This is a genomic window from Candidatus Nanopusillus massiliensis (genome assembly GCF_920984865.1).
In genome coordinates this window covers 524,839-525,050 of record NZ_OV100765.1, presented here as the reverse complement: position 1 = coordinate 525,050, position 212 = coordinate 524,839, and positions in this window count along the sequence as shown.

Genomic DNA, 212 nt, shown 5'->3' with positions numbered 1-212 from the left:
ATGTAAATTCATATTCAAATAAAGAATTTAGAGAAGATAGGANATTAATTACTGTAAAAAGAAGATTAACTGAATATAAAAGATTTACATATCTTNNTATGGAGATTGGAAAAATTTGAAGAATTGGATAAAAAATATAAAATACAATTTTTATTATCAGGTTCATTNNNNCCAAAGGATGAATTTGTAAAAAATACAATTAGATGGATTTT